Origin of the sequence: Luteimonas padinae, assembly GCF_014652935.1 — a bacterium.
Taxonomy (GTDB): Bacteria; Pseudomonadota; Gammaproteobacteria; order Xanthomonadales; family Xanthomonadaceae; genus Luteimonas; species Luteimonas padinae.
The window spans coordinates 1-5,260 of sequence record NZ_BMZT01000020.1 but is presented as its reverse complement, the minus strand read 5'-3'; the positions used below and the strand labels follow the sequence as shown (position 1 = coordinate 5,260).

At 55.8% G+C, this 5,260-nt stretch carries 2 tRNA genes and 3 rRNA genes; all 5 read right to left on the bottom strand.

Features of this window, described 5'->3' with window-relative positions:
- Positions 1-52: 52 nt before the first annotated feature.
- Positions 53-166: ribosomal RNA gene (rrf, locus tag IE168_RS14300) — 5S ribosomal RNA — on the bottom strand.
- A 173-nt stretch (positions 167-339) separates the two neighbouring features.
- A 23S ribosomal RNA gene (locus IE168_RS14295) occupies positions 340-3,218 on the bottom strand.
- A 233-nt stretch (positions 3,219-3,451) separates the two neighbouring features.
- Positions 3,452-3,528, bottom strand: a tRNA-Ile gene (locus tag IE168_RS14290).
- 16 nt (positions 3,529-3,544) lie between these two features.
- Positions 3,545-3,620: transfer RNA gene (locus tag IE168_RS14285), tRNA-Ala, on the bottom strand.
- 96 nt (positions 3,621-3,716) lie between these two features.
- Positions 3,717-5,260: ribosomal RNA gene (locus IE168_RS14280) — 16S ribosomal RNA — on the bottom strand.
- The 16S, 23S and 5S rRNA genes sit together here with 2 tRNA genes alongside, the layout of an rRNA operon.

Below are 5,260 nucleotides of genomic sequence, written 5' to 3'. Positions count from 1 at the left end.
CGCGCCCAAAGAAAAACCCCGCAGCCGAGGCTGCGGGGTTTTGGGGTAAAGACCCTGGCGATGACCTACTCTCGCATGCTGGATGCACACTACCATCGGCGCGTTTGCGTTTCACTTCCGAGTTCGGAATGGGATCGGGTGGTTCCACAAAGCTATTGTCACCAGGGAGAGGGTGGAGGGTCGCGGGCCGGTGGTGCTGGCTTGACGCGCACACGCTCTCGTTGGGTTGCCTCGGAACGGAGCCATGGATCAGCTCCGCCGTTGGCGAATAAGTAGGGACGTAGCGAAGCTTGTGCCGGATATCGACGCGTCGTCGAGTCCAAGGCCACTTGAGGTTATATGGTCAAGCCACACGGATCATTAGTACTGGTTAGCTCAATACATTGCTGTACTTACACACCCAGCCTATCAACCACCTGGTCTTGATGGTTCCTTCAGGGGGCTTGTGCCCCGGGAGATCTCATCTTGAGGCGCGCTTCCCGCTTAGATGCTTTCAGCGGTTATCGCTTCCGAACGTAGCTACCCGGCAATGCCACTGGCGTGACAACCGGAACACCAGAGGTTCGTCCACTCCGGTCCTCTCGTACTAGGAGCAGCCCCTCTCAAATCTCCAACGCCCATGGCAGATAGGGACCGAACTGTCTCACGACGTTCTGAACCCAGCTCGCGTACCACTTTAAATGGCGAACAGCCATACCCTTGGGACCGACTACAGCCCCAGGATGTGATGAGCCGACATCGAGGTGCCAAACACCGCCGTCGATATGAACTCTTGGGCGGTATCAGCCTGTTATCCCCGGAGTACCTTTTATCCGTTGAGCGATGGCCCTTCCATACAGAACCACCGGATCACTAAGTCCTACTTTCGTACCTGCTTGATCCGTCGATCTTGCAGTCAAGCACGCTTATGCCTTTGCACACAGTGCGCGATGTCCGACCGCGCTGAGCGTACCTTCGAGCTCCTCCGTTACTCTTTGGGAGGAGACCGCCCCAGTCAAACTACCCACCATACACGGTCCCCGATCCGGATTACGGACCCAGGTTAGAACGTCAAGCACGACAGGGTGGTATTTCAAGGATGGCTCCATGCCAGCTGGCGCCAGCACTTCACAGCCTCCCACCTATCCTACACAGACGAACTCAACGTTCAGTGTAAAGCTATAGTAAAGGTTCACGGGGTCTTTCCGTCTTGCCACGGGAACGCTGCATCTTCACAGCGATTTCAATTTCACTGAGTCTCGGGTGGAGACAGTGCCGCCATCGTTACGCCATTCGTGCAGGTCGGAACTTACCCGACAAGGAATTTCGCTACCTTAGGACCGTTATAGTTACGGCCGCCGTTTACCGGGGCTTCGATCAAGAGCTTCGCCTTGCGGCTGACCCCATCAATTAACCTTCCGGCACCGGGCAGGCGTCAGACCCTATACGTCCACTTTCGTGTTTGCAGAGTCCTGTGTTTTTGATAAACAGTCGCAGCGGCCTGGTATCTGCGGCCCCCCTCAGCCCAGCCACGCATGTGGCCACCAAAGGGGGCGTACCTTCTCCCGAAGTTACGGTACCATTTTGCCTAGTTCCTTCACCCGAGTTCTCTCAAGCGCCTGAGAATTCTCATCCTACCCACCTGTGTCGGTTTACGGTACGGTCTGCACAAGCTGAAGCTTAGGAGCTTTTCCTGGAAGCGTGGTATCAGTCACTTCGCTCTAATGAGCTCGTCTCGGTGCTCGGTCTTGAAGGGTCCCGGATTTGCCAAAGACCCAAACCTACCGCCTTTCCCCAGGACAACCAACGCCTGGTAGACCTAACCTTCTCCGTCCCTCCATCGCACTTGTGCGAGGTGCTGGAATATTAACCAGCTTCCCATCGACTACGCATTTCTGCCTCGCCTTAGGGGCCGACTCACCCTGCGTCGATTAACGTTGCGCAAGGAAACCTTGGGCTTTCGGCGTGCGGGCTTTTCACCCGCATTATCGTTACTCATGTCAGCATTCGCACTTCCGATACCTCCAGCAAGCTTCTCAACTCACCTTCACCGGCTTACGGAACGCTCCTCTACCGCGCACACAAAGTGTGCACCCCAAGCTTCGGTTCCATGCTTAGCCCCGTTAAATCTTCCCCGCAGACCGACTCGACCAGTGAGCTATTACGCTTTCTTTAAAGGATGGCTGCTTCTAAGCCAACCTCCTGGCTGTCTGTGCCTTTCCACATGGTTTTCCACTCAGCATGGAATTTGGGACCTTAGCTGTGGGTCTGGGTTGTTTCCCTTTTCACGACGAACGTTAGCACCCGCCGTGTGTCTCCCGCATAGTCTGTCCTGGTATTCGGAGTTTGCAATGGTTTGGTAAGTCGCAATGACCCCCTAGCCATAACAGTGCTCTACCCCCAGGAAGATTCGTGCGAGGCGCTACCTAAATAGCTTTCGAGGAGAACCAGCTATCTCCGGGTTCGATTAGCTTTTCACTCCTAATCACACCTCATCCCCTACCTTTGCAACGGGAGTGGGTTCGGGCCTCCAGTACCTGTTACGGTACCTTCACCCTGGGCATGACTAGATCACCCGGTTTCGGGTCTACTGCCCGCGACTATGCGCCCTTATCAGACTCGGTTTCCCTTCGCCTCCCCTATACGGTTAAGCTCGCCACGAACAGTAAGTCGCTGACCCATTATACAAAAGGTACGCAGTCACCCCGAAGGGCTCCTACTGCTTGTACGCACACGGTTTCAGGATCTATTTCACTCCCCTCTCCGGGGTTCTTTTCGCCTTTCCCTCACGGTACTGGTTCACTATCGGTCGGTCAGGAGTATTTAGCCTTGGAGGATGGTCCCCCCATGTTCAGACAGGGTTTCTCGTGCCCCGCCCTACTCACTTTTCATCATTCCGGCCCTTTCGAATACAGGGCTGTCACCTTCTATGGCCAGTCTTTCCAGACTGTTTTCCTAGAACCGGAACAACTTTTGGGCTGCTCCCCGTTCGCTCGTCGCTACTGGGGGAATCTCGGTTGATTTCTTTTCCTCCGGTTACTTAGATATTTCAGTTCACCGGGTTCGCCTTGCATGGCTATGGATTCACCATGCAATACTCCTTGCGGAGTGGGTTTCCCCATTCGGACATTGCCGGATCAAAGCTTGTTGCCAGCTCCCCGACACTTTTCGCAGGCTGCCACGTCCTTCATCGCCTCTGACCGCCAAGGCATCCACCGTGTGCGCTTATTCGCTTGACCATATAACCCCAAGTCGCCTCGGAGCCATATGACGTGCCACCAGGGGTACAAAGCCCGGCAGCGCGAAACATACACTCAATCTCTAGGGCCTCGAGGGCCCCGCCTTAGCCTCTACGACACGTCTGGATATTCGTCCCAAACGCTCGCTACGTCCCTGGTTTTCAAAGAACACGGGCCGGCCACAGTGCCGCCCCGATTCAAATCTTCATGTGTGTGCGCAGATCATCCAGGAATGGTGGGTCTGGGAGGACTCGAACCACCGGCCTCACCCTTATCAGGGGTGCGCTCTAACCACCTGAGCTACAGACCCATAGTCTTCCCCAGCATGGTGGAGCCTGTCGGGATCGAACCGACGACCCCCTGCTTGCAAAGCAGGTGCTCTCCCAGCTGAGCTAAGGCCCCGAAACGGGGTCGGTCCCCCGGCATGAGCCGTGGAACTCCTGGATGCAGGTCACTTGTGCGGACGCCTGACAGGCAATCATGCTGTCTTTAGTCTCTAAAGGAGGTGATCCAGCCGCACCTTCCGATACGGCTACCTTGTTACGACTTCACCCCAGTCATCGGCCACACCGTGGCAAGCGCCCTCCCGAAGGTTAAGCTACCTGCTTCTGGTGCAACAGACTCCCATGGTGTGACGGGCGGTGTGTACAAGGCCCGGGAACGTATTCACCGCAGCAATGCTGATCTGCGATTACTAGCGATTCCGACTTCATGGAGTCGAGTTGCAGACTCCAATCCGGACTGAGAGAAGGTTTCTGGGATTGGCTTGCCCTCGCGGGTTCGCAGCCCTCTGTCCTTCCCATTGTAGTACGTGTGTAGCCCTGGCCGTAAGGGCCATGATGACTTGACGTCATCCCCACCTTCCTCCGGTTTGTCACCGGCGGTCTCCTTAGAGTTCCCACCATTACGTGCTGGCAACTAAGGACAAGGGTTGCGCTCGTTGCGGGACTTAACCCAACATCTCACGACACGAGCTGACGACAGCCATGCAGCACCTGTGTTCGCGTTCCCGAAGGCACCAATCCATCTCTGGAAAGTTCGCGACATGTCAAGGCCAGGTAAGGTTCTTCGCGTTGCATCGAATTAAACCACATACTCCACCGCTTGTGCGGGCCCCCGTCAATTCCTTTGAGTTTCAGTCTTGCGACCGTACTCCCCAGGCGGCGAACTTAACGCGTTAGCTTCGATACTGAGTGCCTAGTTGCACCCAACATCCAGTTCGCATCGTTTAGGGCGTGGACTACCAGGGTATCTAATCCTGTTTGCTCCCCACGCTTTCGTGCCTCAGTGTCAGTACTGGTCCAGGTGGCCGCCTTCGCCACGGATGTTCCTCCTGATATCTACGCATTTCACTGCTACACCAGGAATTCCGCCACCCTCTACCGTACTCTAGCCCGCCAGTATCCAATGCAATTCCCAGGTTGAGCCCAGGGCTTTCACATCAGACTTAACGAACCACCTACGCACGCTTTACGCCCAGTAATTCCGAGTAACGCTTGCACCCTTCGTATTACCGCGGCTGCTGGCACGAAGTTAGCCGGTGCTTATTCTTTGGGTACCGTCAGAACCACAGGGTATTAACCCATGGCTTTTCTTTCCCAACAAAAGAGCTTTACAACCCGAGGGCCTTCTTCACTCACGCGGCATGGCTGGATCAGGCTTTCGCCCATTGTCCAATATTCCCCACTGCTGCCTCCCGTAGGAGTCTGGGCCGTGTCTCAGTCCCAGTGTGGCTGATCATCCTCTCAGACCAGCTACGGATCGTCGCCTTGGTGGGCCTTTACCCCTCCAACTAGCTAATCCGACATCGGCTCATCTATCTGCGCCAGGCCCGAAGGTCCCCGGCTTTCACCCGTAGGTCGTATGCGGTATTAGTCCCGGTTTCCCGAGGTTATCCCCCACAAATAGGCAGATTCCGATGTGTTCCTCACCCGTCCGCCACTCGCCACCCAGGGAGCAAGCTCCCCTGTGCTGCCGTTCGACTTGCATGTGTTAGGCCTGCCGCCAGCGTTCACTCTGAGCCAGGATCAAACTCTTCACTT